This window comes from Curtobacterium sp. HSID17257, from assembly GCF_003989515.1.
In the GTDB taxonomy this organism is placed as follows: domain Bacteria; phylum Actinomycetota; class Actinomycetes; order Actinomycetales; family Microbacteriaceae; genus Curtobacterium.
In genome coordinates this window covers 1-15,645 of sequence record NZ_RBLU01000080.1, presented here as the reverse complement: position 1 = coordinate 15,645, position 15,645 = coordinate 1, and the positions used below count along the sequence as shown (strand labels likewise).

The 15,645-nt window shown below is 73.2% G+C and carries 18 protein-coding genes; 15 read left to right on the top strand and 3 right to left on the bottom strand.

Features of this window, described 5'->3' with window-relative positions:
* The 7 genes from D8M35_RS11900 to D8M35_RS11870 all read left to right on the top strand — a co-directional run.
* Positions 1-540 (top strand): phosphotransferase (locus D8M35_RS11900; RefSeq protein ID WP_126892061.1); only part of this gene is annotated, 540 nt, incomplete at its 5' end.
* A gap of 57 nt (positions 541-597) precedes the next feature.
* Positions 598-1,242 (top strand): hypothetical protein, encoded by a 645-nt coding sequence (locus tag D8M35_RS11895; protein WP_126892060.1) that lies wholly within the window; start codon positions 598-600, stop codon positions 1,240-1,242.
* A gap of 298 nt (positions 1,243-1,540) precedes the next feature.
* Positions 1,541-2,188 carry an ABC transporter permease gene (locus D8M35_RS11890; RefSeq protein ID WP_066657303.1) on the top strand — a complete coding sequence of 216 codons (648 nt, stop codon included), beginning with the start codon at positions 1,541-1,543 and terminating at the stop codon, positions 2,186-2,188.
* Entirely contained in the window at positions 2,175-3,467 is a 1,293-nt protein-coding gene (locus D8M35_RS11885) for an ATP-binding cassette domain-containing protein (protein WP_202976552.1), read from the top strand. The genes D8M35_RS11890 and D8M35_RS11885 overlap by 14 nt, the downstream gene beginning before the upstream one ends.
* A 68-nt stretch (positions 3,468-3,535) precedes the next feature.
* The gene (locus tag D8M35_RS11880) at positions 3,536-4,243 is read left to right on the top strand and encodes an ABC transporter permease (RefSeq protein ID WP_238638213.1); all 708 of its coding nucleotides are present in this window, start codon (positions 3,536-3,538) and stop codon (positions 4,241-4,243) included.
* Complete coding sequence (locus D8M35_RS11875) at positions 4,240-5,343, top strand: glycine betaine ABC transporter substrate-binding protein (RefSeq protein ID WP_238638212.1); 1,104 nt, start codon at positions 4,240-4,242, stop codon at positions 5,341-5,343. Before D8M35_RS11880 ends, D8M35_RS11875 begins: the two co-directional genes overlap by 4 nt.
* 208 nt (positions 5,344-5,551) lie before the next feature.
* Positions 5,552-6,079 carry a GNAT family N-acetyltransferase gene (locus D8M35_RS11870; protein WP_126892058.1) on the top strand — a complete coding sequence of 176 codons (528 nt, stop codon included), beginning with the start codon at positions 5,552-5,554 and terminating at the stop codon, positions 6,077-6,079.
* Between the two features lie 6 nt (positions 6,080-6,085).
* Here D8M35_RS11870 and D8M35_RS11865 read toward each other — a convergent pair whose 3' ends face one another.
* On the bottom strand, positions 6,086-6,361 hold the full coding sequence (locus D8M35_RS11865) for a hypothetical protein (RefSeq protein WP_126892057.1): 276 nt from the start codon (positions 6,359-6,361) through the stop codon (positions 6,086-6,088).
* A 101-nt stretch (positions 6,362-6,462) separates the two neighbouring features.
* On the opposite strand from D8M35_RS11865, the gene D8M35_RS11860 reads away from it, so the two are divergent.
* The 3 genes from D8M35_RS11860 to D8M35_RS11850 are packed head-to-tail and all read left to right on the top strand — an operon-like array spanning position 6,463 to position 9,078.
* Positions 6,463-7,149, top strand: coding sequence for a hypothetical protein (locus tag D8M35_RS11860; RefSeq protein ID WP_126892056.1), 687 nt, complete (start codon positions 6,463-6,465; stop codon positions 7,147-7,149).
* Positions 7,150-7,185: 36 nt separating this feature from the next.
* Entirely contained in the window at positions 7,186-8,631 is a 1,446-nt protein-coding gene (locus D8M35_RS11855; protein WP_126892055.1) for an NAD(P)/FAD-dependent oxidoreductase, read from the top strand.
* A gap of 3 nt (positions 8,632-8,634) precedes the next feature.
* On the top strand, positions 8,635-9,078 hold the full coding sequence (locus D8M35_RS11850) for an SRPBCC family protein (RefSeq protein WP_126892054.1): 444 nt from the start codon (positions 8,635-8,637) through the stop codon (positions 9,076-9,078).
* Positions 9,079-9,131: 53 nt separating this feature from the next.
* Here D8M35_RS11850 and D8M35_RS11845 read toward each other — a convergent pair whose 3' ends face one another.
* The gene (locus D8M35_RS11845; protein WP_126892053.1) at positions 9,132-9,950 is read right to left on the bottom strand and encodes a shikimate 5-dehydrogenase; all 819 of its coding nucleotides are present in this window, start codon (positions 9,948-9,950) and stop codon (positions 9,132-9,134) included.
* Positions 9,951-10,037: 87 nt separating this feature from the next.
* Between D8M35_RS11845 and D8M35_RS11840 the strand changes: the two genes are divergently transcribed.
* Complete coding sequence (locus D8M35_RS11840; protein WP_126892052.1) at positions 10,038-11,411, top strand: L-serine ammonia-lyase; 1,374 nt, start codon at positions 10,038-10,040, stop codon at positions 11,409-11,411.
* 18 nt (positions 11,412-11,429) lie between these two features.
* Here D8M35_RS11840 and D8M35_RS11835 read toward each other — a convergent pair whose 3' ends face one another.
* The gene (locus D8M35_RS11835; protein WP_126892051.1) at positions 11,430-11,651 is read right to left on the bottom strand and encodes a hypothetical protein; all 222 of its coding nucleotides are present in this window, start codon (positions 11,649-11,651) and stop codon (positions 11,430-11,432) included.
* A gap of 102 nt (positions 11,652-11,753) precedes the next feature.
* Here D8M35_RS11835 and D8M35_RS11830 point away from each other — a divergent pair, with 102 nt between their 5' ends.
* The 4 genes from D8M35_RS11830 to D8M35_RS11815 form a co-directional block, all read left to right on the top strand.
* The gene (locus tag D8M35_RS11830; RefSeq protein ID WP_194074875.1) at positions 11,754-12,002 is read left to right on the top strand and encodes a hypothetical protein; all 249 of its coding nucleotides are present in this window, start codon (positions 11,754-11,756) and stop codon (positions 12,000-12,002) included.
* Between the two features lie 117 nt (positions 12,003-12,119).
* A complete protein-coding gene (locus D8M35_RS11825; RefSeq protein ID WP_126892050.1) occupies positions 12,120-13,805 on the top strand; it encodes a bifunctional 3'-5' exonuclease/DNA polymerase in 1,686 nt (561 codons plus the stop codon).
* Positions 13,806-13,882: 77 nt separating this feature from the next.
* Complete coding sequence (locus D8M35_RS11820; RefSeq protein WP_126892049.1) at positions 13,883-14,782, top strand: phosphatase PAP2 family protein; 900 nt, start codon at positions 13,883-13,885, stop codon at positions 14,780-14,782.
* A gap of 10 nt (positions 14,783-14,792) precedes the next feature.
* The coding region (locus D8M35_RS11815; protein WP_148113364.1) for a serine/threonine-protein kinase at positions 14,793-15,645 on the top strand (853 nt) is incomplete at its 3' end.

Here is a 15,645-nt window from a genome sequence, read left to right as displayed (position 1 = left end):
CGGGCCCAGGGGGTCCGGGTCGCCCGCGACCTCGCCGCCGTGGTGACCCGCCTGCACGTGCCCGCCCCGCCGGACGCCCCCGTCAACCCGGTCCGCGCCGTCCCGCTCGCGACGCGGAGCGACGCCGTCCTGACGCGACTGGCGGAGGAGGACGTGCCCCGTGCCGTGGAGCTGGCCGCGCTCTGGCGGACCGCGGCCGGTGCGCCGACGCACGCCGGGCCTCCCGTCTGGGTGCACGGGGACCTGCACCCGTTCAACCTGCTCGTCGAGCCGACGCCCCTCGGCGACCGACGCCTGTCGGCGGTGGTGGACTTCGGCGACGTGACCGCGGGGGACCCGGCGGTCGACCTCGCCACCCGGTGGCTGACGCTCGACGACGCCGGCGCACGGACGTTCGCGACGCTCGTCGACGCGGACCCCGACACCTGGACCCGGGCGCGCGGATGGGCGGTGTCGATCGCGTCGGCGCTCGCCGTGACGGACGACGACGCCTTCCGGACGGTCGCGGCCCGGGCGATCGACGCGGTGCTGGACGGCTGAGCCCGCAGGGGTTACCGTTCCCTCACCTGTCCGTGCACTGGAGATCGGAGGGGCCTGATGACCCTCGAGTTCCGCGTCCCGCACGACGTCGACGCCGACGCCTCTCCCGCCCCGTCCGCCCGAGCCGACACCGCCCGAGCCGCCACCCGTCGCACCGGTCTGCGCGGCCTGCTCGACCGCCTGGCCGTCCGTCGCGCGGTCGCCCGTGACCGTCGCGCGGTCGCCCACCTGCACGAGCTCGACGACCTGCAACGCCTCCTCACCGGCGCGCGCGGCGTGGTCGAACGCGGGTGGATCCAGCACTCGTGGTTCGCCTACCTCGACGAGCACGGGCGGCTGCGCAAGGCGTCGAGCGCCGCGGCGCTCGCCGCACAGGGCCGACCGCTCGTCGCAGCCTGCCTGGTCGGCGCGGTCGTCTCGGCGGCGGGCGGACCGCACGTCGTGCACTCGCAGCAGGTGCAGCGCGCCCTCGACCTCGTGTGGCACGCCCTGGCCGCCGACGAGGGCCGACCGGTCGTCTGGTGTCCGGCGCCGGACGTCCGGATGGCCCGGGTCCGCGACCTGACCACCTGGAACGACCGCCCCGGGCGCACCGGCGCGGAGGTCGCGTCACTGCTCCTCACCGCGGAACGCGTCGCCGTGCACGAGGCCGAGCGGGTCGCCGCTCGTCGCGTGCCCGTGCCCGTGCCCGTGTCCGGGTGAGGGGTGCCCCCGGCGCTCCCTGGCCCTCGGACGGCCCGTCGTACCCCGTACGACGGGCCGTCCCCGTTCCGACGCAGGACGCCCGGGTAGCCGACCGCCGCTCGACATCGTTACCGTTCTCCCAGGTGAGGGGCCGGCACCTGCCCCTGACCGGGGCTTTCTCCCTGCGTGGAATTGCAGCATCTGCACGGGTCGGTTGCTTGCCGTTGGTCAAGTACCCCCTCGCCTGCGTACGGTCGGTCAGGTTCGTGCCCCGGTCTGTGGGCCGTTCGGCCGACCAGGGAGGGGTGCACACACCGTGTTCCAGTACGTCGTGGAGCGATGGGACCAGATCTGGTTCTCGTCGTGGCAGCACTTCTCACTGGTCGTCCAGTGCACCGTGCTCGCCACGCTCATCGCAGTGGTGCTCGCAGCACTCGTCTACCGCAGTCCGCAACTGACGTCGATCGCGAACGGGGTGTCCGCCGTCGGGCTCACCCTGCCGTCGTTCGCCGTGATCGGTCTGCTCATCGTGCCGCTCGGGTTCGGCGTCGTGCCGTCCGTCGTCACCGTCGTCTTCTTCGCCACGCTGCCGATCCTGCGGAACGCGGTGGTCGGCCTCGCCGAGATCCCGCCGACCGTCGTCGAGTCCGCGCGGGGGATCGGCATGAGCCGGATGCGCACCCTGCTGCAGGTCGAGCTGCCGATGGCGTGGCCGATCATCCTGAGCGGCGTGCGGGTGTCCGCGCAGATGGTGATGGGCATCGCCGCCATCGCCGCCTACGCGCTCGGCCCCGGACTCGGCGGCTTCATCTTCTCCGGGCTCTCCCGGCTCGGCGGCGCCAACGCCCTGAACTCCGTCGTCGTCGGGGTGGTCGGGGTCGTCCTGCTCGCCCTCGTCCTCGACCTGCTCCTCATCGGCCTCGGCCGCCTGACCACCCCGAGAGGTATCCGTGTCCAGCACTGACCACGCCAGCACCGACCACGCATCCGGCACCGCGCCCGAGGGGGACGTGACCGGTCGAAGCATCCTGCTCGACGAGGTCACCAAGCGGTACCCGGGGCAGCAGAAGCCCGCCGTCGACGGCATCACGCTCGAGATCCCGGCCGGCAAGGTCGTCATGCTCGTCGGCCCGTCCGGCTGCGGCAAGACCACCACGCTCAAGATGATCAACCGGCTCATCGAGCCCACCGAGGGGCGCATCGTCGTCGGCGACGAGGACGTCACCAGCATCGACGGGGACGAGCTCCGCCGCCGCATGGGCTACGTCATCCAGGCCGGCGGGCTCTTCCCGCACATGACGGTCGCGGCGAACATCGCGATCGTGCCGAAGATGCTCGGCTGGTCGAAGGAGAAGATCGCCGCCCGCGTCGACGAGCTCCTCGACCTCGTCTCGCTCGACCCCGAGACCTACCGCGACCGCTTCCCGCGGGAGCTCTCCGGCGGCCAGCAGCAGCGCGTCGGAGTGGCCCGGGCGCTCGCCGCCGACCCGCCCGTCCTGCTCATGGACGAGCCGTTCGGTGCCGTCGACCCGATCACGCGGCAGCGCCTGCAGGACGAGCTCCTGCGCATCCAGGAGGAACTGCACAAGACGATCGTCATCGTCACGCACGACTTCGACGAGGCCGTGAAGCTCGGCGACTGGATCGTGATCTTCACCGAGGGCGCGCACATCGTGCAGTACGACACCCCGGAGCGGATCCTGGCCGAGCCGGCCAACGAGTTCGTGGAGAACTTCATCGGCTCCGGCGCCGGCCTGAAGCAGCTGACGCTGAACCGCGTGCGGGACGTCGACGTCGTCGACGCCGTCACCTGCTCGCCGGGCGAGGACGCGAAGGCCGTCCTGCAGCGCATGGACGAGGCCGGACGGCACGGGCACGCCGTCGTGGTCGACCGCCGCCAGCGCCCGATCGGCTGGCCGTCGCGTCGGCAGCTCGAGCGCCTCGACCGCATCCCCGAGGGCATCGACCCGGCCCTGCCCGTCGTCGGCGAGGCCGCGACGCTCAACGACGCGCTCGACACGATGCTCGTCTCGAGCGCCGGTGCCGCGCTCGTCACCGGTCGCCGCGACGCCTTCCGCGGCGTCATCACCGTCGAGACCGTCATGGAGGCCATCACCCGGTCCCGTGCGGCCGCGGCGGACGAGCAGGCGTACACGCCCGTCGGCACGAACACGAACCCGATCGAGACCCTGCCGTCCTCGCCCGTGGCCCCGACGGTCGCGACGTCCGGGGAGGACCTGTGACCACCGTCGCGACCGACGCCCCCGCCGCAGCCGGCCCGGGCACCGCGCAGCGCACCCCGTGGAAGGGGCTGCTCGTCCAGCCGATCGCGATCCTGGTGGTCCTCGCCGCCTGGGTCGTCTGGCTGAACACGGCGGACCTCAGTGCGACCGAGCGCTCGACCCTGAACCCGTCGGGCATCCTCGAGCTCACCGGCCAGCACCTCGTCCTGACGCTCCAGGCCACCGTGCTCGTGCTCGTGATCGGCATCCCCCTCGGGGTCCTGCTCACCCGCGGGCCCTTCCGTCGGGCGAGCACCACCGTCATCGCCGTCGCGAACTTCGGCCAGGCGGCCCCCGCGGTCGGGCTCATCGTGCTGCTCGCGGCCTGGCTCGGCCTGAACAGCTGGTCGGCAGTCGTCGCCCTCGTGCTCTACGCGATCCTGCCGGTGCTCCGGAACACCATGCTCGGTGTGCAGAGCGTCGACGACCGGCTCGTCGAGGCCGGCCGGGGCATGGGCATGAGCGCCCTCAGCGTGCTGCTCAAGGTCGAACTGCCGCTGGCGGTCCCGGTCATGCTCTCCGGTATCCGGACGGCACTGGTGCTGCTCGTCGGTACCGCGAGCCTGGCGACCTTCGTCGGGGCGGGCGGCCTCGGCCTCCTCATCACCACGGGCGTGAACCTGTTCCTGCCGAAGGTGCTCGTCTCCGGGGCGCTCCTGGTGGCGCTCCTCGCCCTGACCATCGACTGGATCGGCCGCGTGGTCGAGACGGTCGCACGACCGAAGGGACTCCGATGATGCCCGCCGACACGATGCCCGCCGACGCGACGCACGCCGACGCGACGCACGCCGACTCGACGCACGCCGGACCGCGGGACGCGAGCCGCGCCTCCCGTCCGTCCGCCCGTCGCCGCTGGGTGACCGCCGCCGCCGTGGCGGGGGCGAGCGCCCTCGTCCTGACCGGCTGCGGCCTGCAGCCCGCCGCGTCCTTCGTGCCGGGCGCCGCCCCGGGGTCGATCCAGCGCATCGACGACCTGCCGGACGACGCGAAGCTGACCGTCACGTCGAAGAACTTCACCGAGCAGCTCGTCCTCGGCAAGATCGCCGTCCTCGCCGCGAAGGCGGCCGGGTTCGACGTCACCGACGAGACGAACGTGCCGGGGTCGGTCGCGGTGCGCGAGCTGATGACCTCGCACGGCGCGGACTTCACGTACGAGTACACGGGGACCGCCTGGCTGACGTTCATGGCGCACGAGCAGGGGATCCCGGACAAGACCGAGCAGTGGCAGGCGGTCAAGGACGAGGACGCTGGCAACGGGCTGACCTGGCTCGAACCCGCGCCGATGAACAACACCTACGCGTTCGCGGTGCGTGACGAGGCCGTGTCCGAGCTCGACGACGTGAAGACCCTCTCGGACATCACGAAGCTGCCGGTCGACCAGCGCACGTTCTGCGTCGAGTCGGAGTTCAACTCCCGAGCGGACGGCTTCAAGCCGATGCTCGAGAAGTACGGGCTGGAGCTCGGCGGGTCCGGCGAGAACGGCGTGCCGACGTCGAACGTCAGCATCCTCGACACCGGCACCGTGTACACCGCGACCGACCGGGGCAAGTGCAACTTCGGCGAGGTCTTCACCACCGACGGCCGCATCAAGTCGCTCGGCCTGACGGTGCTCGAGGACGACCGCGGGTTCTTCCCGGCGTACAACGTCGCGCCCGTGATCGACTCGGAGACGCTGGAGGAGTACCCGCAGCTCCGCGACGTGTACGACCAGATCTCACCCGAGCTCACCGACGAGGCCCTGCAGGAGCTGAACCGCCAGGTGGACGTCGAGGGGCGCGAGCCGGCGGACGTCGCGTTCGAATGGATGGTGGACAAGGGCTTCATCACGGCGCCCTGACGGACGGGCGGTCGGACGGGAGGCGCGGTGCCGGTGGGTGCCGCGCCTCCCGTCGTCCGCCGGGTCGCTTCGATCGCGTCGGCGGTACCGCGGTCGCGTCGCGTCGCGTCGCGTCGCGTCGCATCACGTCGCGTCGCGTCGCGTCCTGCGTCCGTGCCGGACCTCCCGACTCCGGACGTGCCGGGTCCGCGTGCATAGTGTCGGACGCGTGACGGCTTCGGGACGGGACCTCGGCGACGGGTACGCGCTGTCGTTGCGCGACCTGAGCACCGTCGACGCCGTCCACGACCTCGTGCAGGCCAACCTCGCGCGGCTGCGGGCGGCGGAGCCCTGGGCGTGGGCGTCGGTCTCGCGGGACTCCCTCGTGCTGCACACCGAGCAGCTCCTCGGGCAGTACGCGATGGACCGCGCGGTCCCCTGCGTCATCCGCGTGGACGGACGCATCGTCGGGTCCGCGTCGCTCGCCCTCGACCCCTACCTGGGCCAGGCGTCGCTCGGCTACTGGATCGACGAGCGGTACGAGGGCCGGGGCATCGTCCACCGGGCCGCCTCCGCACTGGTGGACGTCGCCCGCGAGCGGGGGAGCGCCCGGGTGGAGGTCCGCACCGGCGTCGACAACGTCCGGAGTCGGGCGTTGGCGGAGCGGCTCGGGTTCGTGCACGAGGGGACGCTGCGCAGTGCCCTGCCGCTCGGACCCCGGCGGGTCGACGTGGCGGTGTACGGGCTGGTGACCTGACGGCCGTCAGCGACCCTGGGTCGCACCCGACCACACGGCGAAGGTGCCACCGAGGACGAGCAGCACGCCGACCAGGATCCACACCGCCAGGGCGACGAGGTTGAGCAGGATCCCCCACCCCGCCCGGCCGCGCGCCATCGGTTCCCGGCTGCGGGACGCGATACCGAGGCAGAGGCCGACGACGGGGGCGAAGAAGGTCCAGCCGGCGAGGAGCGAGCAGATCCCGAGCACGAGGCTCGCGGTGCCGAGGCCGGTCCGGGGGGTGTGCTGCACGGTGGTCATGGCATCGACGCTACGGGTCGTCGACGTGGCGGCGCGTCCCTCCGGGGTGTGATCGCGGGTCCCCCTGCGGACGGACGGCCGCACGCCGGTATCGTCGGAGCATGGCCCTGTTCGGACGACGCACCAGGAACGACGTTCGCGACCGACCCGTGAGCCAGGTCGAGCTGAAGCGTGCCGTGGACGAGGGCTTCCTCATCGCCAAGGCCGCGGTCACCGTCGCCGTGGCGAACCGCATCATCACGAACGCCCTCCGCGACCAGGGGTACTTCGACCACGCCGTCATCGCCGAGGCCACCCGCGAGGAACTGCACCGCATGGCCGAGGAGCAGCGCGGTGACGCCGCCCGCATGCGCGAGATCCGGTCGACGTCGAGCAACAAGCGGGGGCGCTCGCAGCACCAGCACGACTACAAGCGCGGCGACGACCTGAAGCTCCGCACGCGCGAGGCCACGTACGAGCAGCTCGCCGAGATGCTCGACCGGCGGCGCGACGACCAGGGCTTCGTCGACCGCATCGTGCTGCAGGCCCGTGCCCGGGCGTGGGACGACATCGGCACGACTGTCGTCGGACGCCTCGGGTGGGCGCAGCGTCCGACCGAGGACTACGAGATCGGCCGCGACGAACGGCTGCAGCAGATGCTCGACGAGGACTTCGCGGCGCTGCTCGCCGAGCACCCGGCGGGCGCCGAGGCACCGGTCGCGACGCCCGTCGACGCGGACGAACCCGACGAGGGTGACGGCCCCGAGGACGGCACGGACCCCGCCGACGTGGACACCGCCCGCCCCTGACCGCTCGCGGGGGCACCGGTCCCTAGGCTCGGACACATGGTTGATGCGGTGGTCGTCGGTGCCGGACCGAACGGACTCGCGGCGGCGGTGACGCTCGCGCGGGCCGGCCTGTCAGTGGAGGTCGTCGAGCGGAACGACACGATCGGCGGCGGCGCCCGCACGGCACAGCTGACGCTGCCCGGGTTCCACCACGACGTCTGCTCCGCGGTGCACCCGATGGCGCTGCAGTCCGAGTTCTTCCGGCTCTTCCGCATGGAGGACCGCATCGAGCTCCGGCTGCCCGAGGTGCAGTACGGCCACCCCCTCGACCGCGGTCGCGCCGGCATCGCCTACCGGGACCTCGAGCGCACCGCGGAGGGCCTCGGGATCGACGGCCGGGCGTTCCGGAACCTCATGGCGCCCCTGTCCGGCAACGCCGACCAGGTCGCCGACTTCGCCACCGACGCGCTGCTGCACGTCCCGCGGCACCCGCTCACGGTCCTGCGGTTCGGCCTCCGCGCCCTCGAGCAGGGCAGCGCCGCGTGGAACGCCCGCTTCCGCGACGAGGTCGCGCCCGCGATGGTGTCGGGCGTCGCCGCGCACTCGATCCAGCACATGCCGTCCCTGTCGACCGCCGCGGCCGCGCTGTCGCTCGGGTCGTACGCGCACGCCCGCGGGTGGCCGGTGCCGATCGGCGGCAGCCAGGCGATCGTCGACGCGCTCGCCGCCGACCTCGTCGCGCACGGCGGCACGATCGAGACCGGCCGCGAGGTGCGCTCGCTCGCCGACCTCACCCCGGCGAAGGCGGTCCTCTTCGACACGAGCGTCCCGGGCATGCTCCACATCGCCGGGAAGCAGATCCCCACCCCGAAGCGCGGGGCACTGCGCCGCTTCCGGTTCGGCAACGCGGCGGCGAAGGTCGACTTCGCGCTGTCCGACCCGGTGCCGTGGACGAACACCGAGCTGCGGAAGGCGGGCACGGTCCACATCGGCGGCACCCGCGCGGAGATCGCCGAGGCGGAGCGGGCGGTGGCGCAGGGTCGGCACGCGGAACGCCCCTACGTGCTCGGCTCGGAGCCGACCGTGGTCGACCCGGGTCGTGCACCCCGCGGCAAGCACGTCTTCTGGGCGTACGCGCACGTGCCGGCGGGTTCCGACGTCGACCCGACCGACTCGATCGTGCGGCAGGTGGAGCGCTTCGCACCCGGGTTCCGCGACACGATCCTGCAGTCGAGCAGCCGCACGGCCGTGCAGATGGGGGAGTACAACCCGAACTACGTCGGCGGCGACATCGCCGCCGGGGCCGCGAGCTTCTGGCAGCTCGTCAAGCGGCCCGTCCTGTCGTCGGACCCGTGGCGGATGGGCGGCGGCATGTACCTGTGCTCGGAGGCGTCCGCGCCCGGTCCGGGTGTGCACGGCATGGCGGGTTGGCACGCGGCCCGCAGTGCGCTGCGCCACACCTTCGGACTGTCCGAGCACGTCGACCTCGCACCGGAGGAATGAACCATGGCGAAGAACGTCCGCATCCTGCACTGCAGCCCGGAGGCCGTCTTCGACGTGCTCCGCGACGGCTGGCTCTACCCGACCTGGGTGGTCGGCGCCTCGCGCATGCGCGGCCAGGACCCGGGGTGGCCCGCCGTCGGCACGGAGCTGCACCACTCGTTCGGCATCTGGCCGTTCCTGATCAACGACACGACGATCGTGCTCGAGGTCGACGAGCCGCGTCGCCTGGTGATCCAGGCGAAGGGCTGGCCGGTCGGTGAGGCCCGCGTCGAGGTCGAGGTGGAACCGCATCCGCGGGGGAGCCGCGTGACCCTGCGTGAGAACCCCGTCCGGGGCCCGGGGTCGCTCGTCCCGGGGCTCATCGCGCAGCCCGGCATCTGGATCCGCAACAACGAGAGCATCCGGCGCCTCCGCTGGGTCGCGGAGGGTCGCGCGGGCGTCCACTAGACGGTCTGGAGGCTCGTGGCGGCGCCGCCACGAGCCTCCAGACCGTCATCCGGTCACTCTGCGCGACTGAACTCGCTCGCCCGACGCACCTGGTCGTCCGTCAGGGCGACGCCCGTGTACCGCTCGAACTGGCGCGCTGCCTGCAGTGCGATGACCTCGGCGCCGGTGATCACGCGCGCACCGGCGGCGCGACCGGCCCGGACCAGCGGGGTCTCGGAGGGGAACGCGACCACGTCGAAGACGGTGGCCGCGGCCTCGACCCGCTCCTGCGCGAAGGCGAGTGCCTCCTCGTCCGCACCGCGCATGCCGAGGGGCGTGACGTTGACCAGGACGTCGGCCTCCGGTGCTGCCTGCTCGGTCTCGACCCAGTCGAAGCCGTACTGCTCGGCGAGGGCGGCACCCGTCTCCGCGTTGCGCGCGACGACGGTCAGCTGCTCGAAGCCCGCGCCGCGGAACGCCGCCGTGACCGCCTTGGCCATGCCGCCGGACCCGCGGAGGACCACGCGGGCCGACGGGTCGACCTCGTGCGTGCGGAGCAGCGACGCGACGGCCTCGTAGTCGGTGTTCGACGCGGTGAGCACACCGCCGTCGTTCACCACGGTGTTGATCGACTGGATGGCGGCCGCGGACTCCTCGACCACGTCGACGAGGGGGATGATCGCCTCCTTGAAGGGCATCGACACCGAGCAGCCGCGGATGCCGAGCGCGCGGATGCCGGTGACCGCGCCGGGCAGGTCGGACGTCGTGAACGCCTTGTAGACGAAGTCCAGCCCGAGCTCGTCGTAGAGGAAGTTGTGGAAGCGCGTGCCGATGTTGCTCGGGCGGGCAGCGAGCGAGATGCAGACCTGCATGTCCTTGTGGAGGATGGGCATGGCACGAGTCTCCCACGCCCGTGCCGATGGAGCGGTCCACTTCCGCTGCTCCGGAGCCGCGCCGTCCGGACGGGTTAGTGTGGCGGGGTGCCGGTCTCCGTCTTCGATCTGTTCAGCGTCGGGATCGGCCCGTCGAGTTCCCACACCGTCGGGCCGATGCGAGCCGGAGCGGCCTTCGCAGCCGGGCTCGCCGACGCCCCCGTGGCCGGCCTCGACGTCCACCTGTACGGCTCGCTCGCCTCGACCGGCCAGGGGCACGGCACGCTCGGGGCGGTGCTCGCCGGCCTGATGGGGTCCGACCCCGAGACCGTCGACCCCGACGTGATGGCGGCCGCACTCGACGAGCTCGAGCAGACCGGCGCGCTGCGGCTCGCGGGAGGCGCGACCGTGCCGTTCCGCCAGACCGACATCGTGCTGCACCCGCTCACCATGCTGCCCCGGCACCCGAACGCGATGCGGCTCCGGGCGACGGATGCGGCGGGCACGGTCCTGGCCGAGGAGACCTACTACTCGATCGGCGGCGGGTTCGTCACGACCGACACCGAGGGCGCCGTGGCCGAGGCCGCCATCCCCGTCGACGACGCCGTCCCGCACCCGTTCTCGAGCGGCGCCGAGCTCCTCGCGGCCTGCGCCGTGACCGGCATGCCCGTCAGCGGCATCGCGATGGCGAACGAGACCGCCACCCGGAGCGAGGCCGAGGTCCGCGCCGGACTCCTGCACGTGCACGACGTCATGCGCGAGAGCGTCGACCGCAGCATCCGCCGCACCGGCACGCTGCCCGGGGGACTGACGGTCCGTCGTCGCGCGGCGAACTGGCACGAGCAGCTCACCCGCGACGACCCGCACCACGACCCGCTCTTCGCGATGGAGTGGGTCAACCTCACCGCGATGGCGGTCAACGAGGAGAACGCCACGGGCGGCCGGGTCGTCACCGCCCCGACGAACGGCGCCGCCGGCATCATCCCCGCGGTGCTGTACTACGCGCTGACGTACGTCTCCGAGGTCGCGCCGGAGGACCGCGACGACGCCGTGGTCCGGTTCCTGCTCACCGCCGGGGCGATCGGCTCGATCTACAAGGAGCGGGCGTCGATCTCCGGCGCCGAGGTCGGCTGCCAGGGCGAGGTCGGCTCCGCGGCGTCGATGGCCGCGGCCGGGCTGGCCGAGGTGCTCGGCGGGACGCCCGAGCAGGTCGAGAACGCCGCCGAGATCGCGATGGAGCACAACCTCGGGCTGACCTGCGACCCGATCGGTGGTCTCGTGCAGATCCCGTGCATCGAGCGCAACGCGATCGCCGCGAACAAGGCGATCAACGCGGCCCGGATGGCGCTCCGCGGCGACGGTGTGCACCACGTGTCGCTCGACCAGGTCGTCGAGACGATGCGCCAGACCGGCGCCGACATGTCCACGAAGTACAAGGAGACCGCGATGGGCGGTCTGGCGGTCAACGTCCCGCTCTGCTGAACGGGCGCGACCGGGCGGTCAGACGACCCGCATCTCCAGCGGGACGGCACGCGGCGCGACGTGGTGCTGCCCGTCGTCCGCGCGGACGATGAGGGCGGGACGCCCCGGTGTGTCGAGGACGTCCACCGCCGTGCCGGCGACGAGCCGCCCCCGGTCTCGGTACCGGACGACCGCGTGGATCGGGACGTCGTCCGCGGGGACCGGTCGCCACCGTGGTGCTCGTGCGCGTTCCGTCTCCATCGCTCCACCATGGCGTCTGTCCGATTCGCGCACCAAATCGCCGACGGTCGCTCAAGTACGGTGCCGAGCGTCGGTGCGGTGGCCGCGGGTACGGTCGGTCCCATGAGCGACACGGACCACGACCACCTCGGCGACGGCGTCGACATGTCCTTCGAGGAGCGCCGCCAGGACACCCTGCGCCGTATGTCCGGATCGGACGAGCACGACGCCGACCCGCGCGTCGAGGTCTCCCGCGCCGAGGACGGGGACGTCCGCATCGACGTCGCCGACTCCGCCGCCGTCCGGCCGGGCGACGCCGCCGGCACCGATCCCCGCACCGACGCGGCGGAGGACCCCCACCACGCCGACTGAGCCCTCCCCCTCCGCCTCCCGCCTCCGCACGACGCAACCTCGGCGACACCGCGCAGCGATGTACCGCTGCGAGCACCCGCTGACGTTGCGTCTCGCGGAAGGGAGGATGATCGTCGGGTGCACCTCGTCCTCCGCCGCGTCGACGGCGGCGTCACCGCGACGCCCCTGACCGACGCGGGGGAGTCGGCCGGTGCGCCGACGCGCCTGGACGAGCCGGGCCTCCCGGCCTTCGTCGCCGCGCACGACGCTCCCGACGTGCGCTGGGTCTGGGACGACACCGCCCGCTGGTACCCGGCCGTCCTGGCGGCCGGCGGACGCGTGGGCCGCTGCATCGACCTCCGGCTCTGCCGGCGCATCCTGCGCGGCGCGCTCGCCGCACGGGGCACCGCCCTCGCGGCGGCCCCGGTCGACACGTGGGACGCCGCCGGCCAGGAGGCCCGCCCCGCCCGCCCGACGCAGGCCCGGCTCTTCGACGACGCGCTCTTCGCTGTCGTGCCGGCCGACGACACGGCCGACCCGGTCACCGAGTTCCGGCTGCAGCTCGACGCGATCGCCACGTCGACGACCCCGGGAGCACTGCGCCTGCTGACGACCGCGGAGTCGGCCGGGGCGCTCGTCGCGGCCGAGATCCTGCACGCCGGGCTGCCCTGGCGCGCCGACGTGCACGAGCGCCTGCTCGAGCAGGAGCTCGGACCGCGTGTGCCCGCAGGGGTCCGGCCGCGGCGGCTCGAGGAGCTCGCCGTGGAGATCCGCGCGCACCTGGGTGACCCCGGGCTCAACCCGGACTCGCCCGCCGACGTCCTGCGGTCGCTCCGAGCAGCCGGACTGATGGTGTCGTCGACGCGCAAGTGGGAGCTGCAGGAGCTCGAACACCCCGTCATCGCACCGCTGCTCGAGTACAAGCAGCGCTCCCGGTTGCTCACCGCGAACGGCTGGGCCTGGCTCGACGAGTGGGTGCAGGACGGGCGGTTCCACCCGAAGTACGTCGTCGGCGGAGTCGTCACCGGCCGCTGGGCGGCGGACGGTGGCGGCGCGATGCAGCTGCCGAGGACCGTCCGCAGCGCGGTGGTCGCCGACGACGGGTGGGCCTTCGTCGTGGCGGACGCGGCGCAGCTCGAACCGCGGGTCCTCGCGGCGATGGCCGGCGACCGGGCCATGGCCACCGCCGGGGACGGGCGGGACCTGTACGACGGCGTGGTGGCCTCCGGTGCCGTGGAGACCCGGCAGCAGGCCAAGGGTGCGATGCTCGGCGCGATGTACGGCGCGACCCAGGGCGACGCCGGACGGCTCGTGCCGCGGCTGGCCAGGGCGTTCCCCGCGGCGCTCGGCCTCGTCGACCGCGCTGCCCGCGCCGGGGAGCGGGGCGAGCCCGTCACGACGCTGCTCGGCCGGACGTCACCCGTCCCCGACGAGGCCTGGTTCGCCGCACGGAACCGCGCGTGGTCGGTGGACGGCACCCCGGCGCAGCAGCGGGCGGTCGAGGGACGTGCGCGCAGCTGGGGGCGCTTCACGCGGAACTTCGTGGTGCAGGGCACGGCGGCCGAGTGGGCACTGGCGTGGATGGGGTCGCTCCGCACTCGGCTCGCGACGCGGTTCCCGGGCCCGCTGACGGTCGGCCCGCACCTGGTGTTCTTCGTGCACGACGAGCTCGTGGTGCACACGCCCGTCGAGCACGCAGCGTTCGTGGCCGAGCAGGTCCGCGCCGCGGCGGTCGACGCCGGACGCCTGCTCTTCCGGGACTTCCCGGTGGTGTTCCCCCTGACGGTGTCGACGGTGCGCGACTACGGGGCGGCGAAGGACTGAGGTCGGCCGCACGGCCCCTGCGCACGCAGCGTGGTCCGGTCCGGGTGCTCGCAGCGTCCGACGGGCAGGGTGGGACGATGCAGCGTGCCGACCACGAGGACCCGACGGACCCACTCGCGGCGGCCGCCGGGCGGGTCGACCGCGACGAGCGCTCCGCCGTCGACGCGGACCGGCACCTCGGCACCGTCGACCTGACGTCGTGGCGCTCGCGTGCCGGTCACGCGGTCGCCGAGGCCTGGGCCGCGCTCGGCCGCCGGTACGGCGCGCTCCCGCTGCTCGTGCTGACGCTCCTGATCGGCATCGGCATCGCGGTGACCGCGACCTGGGCGGCGTCCGAGGTGTACGACGCGGTCCGCGAGTCCGACGACGTCGCCGTGCTCGACCGTCCGGTGCTCGACTGGATGCTCACCCTGCGCTCCCCGTTCGCCGACCGCGCGGTCACGTGGTGGACCGACATCGCCGGGACGATCGGGATGCCGATCGTCGCGGTGTGCTTCCTGATCGGCTTCACGGTGCAGCGCCGCGCCTGGACCCCACTGGTGCTGCTCGTGGCGGCGAGCGGCGGCTCGCTCCTCATGACGATCGCGGGCAAGGACCTGATCGGCCGTGCCCGTCCGCCGCTGTCCGACGCGGTGCCGCCGTACGAGCACTCGCCGTCGTTCCCGTCCGGTCACACGCTCAACGCCACGGTCGTCGTCGGCACGATCGTCTACCTGCTCATCCTCCGGCAGTCGCGGACGGTGACCCGCGTGTGGACGATCGTGGTCGGCACGCTCTTCGTGCTGTCGATCGGCGTCTCGCGGGTGTTCCTCGGGCACCACTGGACGACGGACGTCCTCGCCGCGTGGGCGCTCGGGCTGGCGTGGTTGGCGCTCGTCATCACAGCGCACCGGCTCTACCTGACGGCCCTGCACCGGGGCGCGGAACCCGTCCGTCGCGGCGGCGGACCGGCACGCCCGGTCAGGTCGCCACGGTAGGTTCACCCGCATGGAAGAACGGGTCTTCGGCGGCAGGTACCGCGTCACCGGCACGCTCGGGCACGGCGGCATGGCCTCCGTCTACCGCGCCGTCGACGAGCAGCTCGGCCGCGAGGTCGCCGTCAAGGTCTTCCGGATCGGCGCCGTCGACCACGGCGAACGTGCCCGGGCCGAGGCGGAGATGCACACCCTCGCCGCGCTCCGCAGCCCGTCGCTCGTCACGCTGTACGACGCCGCGCTCGACGACGAGGACGGCGACTCGTACCTCGTGATGGAGCTCGTCCCCGGCAGCGACCTCGACACCCGGCTGCGCGAGGGACCCCTCGACACCACGACGACCGCCCGGATGGGTGCCCAGGTCGCCGAGGGGCTCGCCGCCGTGCACGCGCAGGGCATCGTGCACCGGGACGTGAAGCCCGCGAACGTGCTGCTCGAGAGCGACGGGGAGCACGTCAAGCTCGCCGACTTCGGCATCGCCCTGCTCCGCGACGCCGCCCGCGTGACGGGGACGGGGACCGTGATCGGCACCGCCGCGTACATCTCCCCGGAGCAGGTCCTGGGCCGCGAGGTCACCGGCCAGGCCGACGTCTACGCCCTCGGGCTCCTCCTGCTGCAGTGCCTGACCGGCGAACGGCCCTTCCCCGGCACGGCGGTCGAGTCCGCCACCGCGCGGCTCACACGGGGTCCCGAGATCGACCAGCACCTGCCCACCGCGTGGCGGACGCTGCTGCACGTGATGACCGCGCAGGACCCGTCCGAGCGACCGACCGCGGCCGAGGCGGCCCGACGCCTCCGGGCTCTCGAACGCGACGGGTCGGCTCCGGCGACGCAGCTGCTCCCCGGCGGCCCCGGCACCCTGACCA

What these genes read in the sequence shown, in the direction of transcription:
- D8M35_RS11895 (WP_126892060.1), top strand. Translation starts at nt 598, where the DNA reads ATGACCCTCGAGTTCCGCGTCCCGCACGACGTCGACGCCGACGCCTCT.
- D8M35_RS11875 (WP_238638212.1), top strand. Translation starts at nt 4,240, where the DNA reads ATGATGCCCGCCGACACGATGCCCGCCGACGCGACGCACGCCGACGCG.
- D8M35_RS11865 (WP_126892057.1), bottom strand. Translation starts at nt 6,361, where the DNA reads ATGACCACCGTGCAGCACACCCCCCGGACCGGCCTCGGCACCGCGAGC.
- D8M35_RS11860 (WP_126892056.1), top strand. Translation starts at nt 6,463, where the DNA reads ATGGCCCTGTTCGGACGACGCACCAGGAACGACGTTCGCGACCGACCC.
- D8M35_RS11855 (WP_126892055.1), top strand. Translation starts at nt 7,186, where the DNA reads ATGGTTGATGCGGTGGTCGTCGGTGCCGGACCGAACGGACTCGCGGCG.
- D8M35_RS11850 (WP_126892054.1), top strand. Translation starts at nt 8,635, where the DNA reads ATGGCGAAGAACGTCCGCATCCTGCACTGCAGCCCGGAGGCCGTCTTC.
- D8M35_RS11845 (WP_126892053.1), bottom strand. Translation starts at nt 9,950, where the DNA reads ATGCCCATCCTCCACAAGGACATGCAGGTCTGCATCTCGCTCGCTGCC.
- D8M35_RS11835 (WP_126892051.1), bottom strand. Translation starts at nt 11,651, where the DNA reads ATGGAGACGGAACGCGCACGAGCACCACGGTGGCGACCGGTCCCCGCG.
- D8M35_RS11830 (WP_194074875.1), top strand. Translation starts at nt 11,754, where the DNA reads ATGAGCGACACGGACCACGACCACCTCGGCGACGGCGTCGACATGTCC.
- D8M35_RS11820 (WP_126892049.1), top strand. Translation starts at nt 13,883, where the DNA reads ATGCAGCGTGCCGACCACGAGGACCCGACGGACCCACTCGCGGCGGCC.